We start from the raw sequence: 965 nt of genomic DNA, 5'->3' as shown, positions 1-965 counted from the left end.
ATAAATTAACATGAAAAAAATATTATCGATTTTAGGAACAATATATTTATCTACTATAATATCAACCAATATTATTGCTTGTAATCCAACAAACGAAAACAAAAAACTTAAAAACCAAACTAAACAACAATTTATTCCACAACAACCACCAAAAAATAGTAATTGAAAATTAATAACAAATAAATATATTGAAAGAGATACTGGATGATATATTATAATATATAAAAGTTTTAATAATTGAAGAATAGAAAAAATTAATAGTTCAAAAAATTTTGGAAGTAATACAGGATATCCAATGGATATTATTTATAAATGAAAATTAAACAATGAACCTACTAATTTACAATTACCAACTATAAATAAAAATACTGGTGAAATTACAAATTGAAATGAAAAATAGAATCTTAATAAATTCTATTTTTATTTTTTAAAACATTCTAATAAATTTCTCTGTCTAAATACAAAATAAATAACATAATAATATAAATAATTTGTTACTGTATAATCATTTATTTTATATCTCAAATTTACTTTATAAAATTTTTTAAGAGAGAACATCTCTTCTCTTCTTCTCCTTTTTCTTACAAATAAAAAATACTAACCATTAAACCAGCTTAGTATTTTTTTTAGAGAAGTATTTTTAGACAATTTTAAATAAATTATTATATTAAAATTATAACAAAAAATAAGATAAAATATATATAATCAAAGGAGTAAATTAACATGAAAAAAATATTATCGATTTTAGGAACAATATATTTATCTACTATAATATCAACCAATATTATTGCTTGTAATCCAACAAACGAAAACAAAAAACTTAAAAACCAAACTAAACAACAATTTATTCCACAACAACCACCAAAAAATAGTAATTGAAAATTAGTTAATGATTATAATGCTTTTAAAAGTAATTTTGATAATAAATATTATTTTATTATTTGAAAACATTATAATGAAAAAAA

Annotated in this window: 2 protein-coding genes; both read left to right on the top strand. The window is 18.1% G+C overall.

Features of this window, described 5'->3' with window-relative positions:
* Positions 1-10 precede the first annotated feature (10 nt).
* Entirely contained in the window at positions 11-400 is a 390-nt protein-coding gene (locus EHV01_RS05990; protein WP_422066667.1) for a lipoprotein, read from the top strand.
* A gap of 323 nt (positions 401-723) precedes the next feature.
* Positions 724-965 (top strand): lipoprotein (locus EHV01_RS05985; protein ID WP_422066666.1); only part of this gene is annotated, 242 nt, incomplete at its 3' end.

The sequence above is a fragment of the Spiroplasma sp. hy2 genome (assembly GCF_044714365.1).
GTDB classification, from domain to species: domain Bacteria; phylum Bacillota_I; class Bacilli_A; order Mycoplasmatales; family Mycoplasmataceae; genus Spiroplasma; species Spiroplasma phoeniceum.
This window is presented reverse-complemented; position numbering and strand designations above follow the sequence as displayed.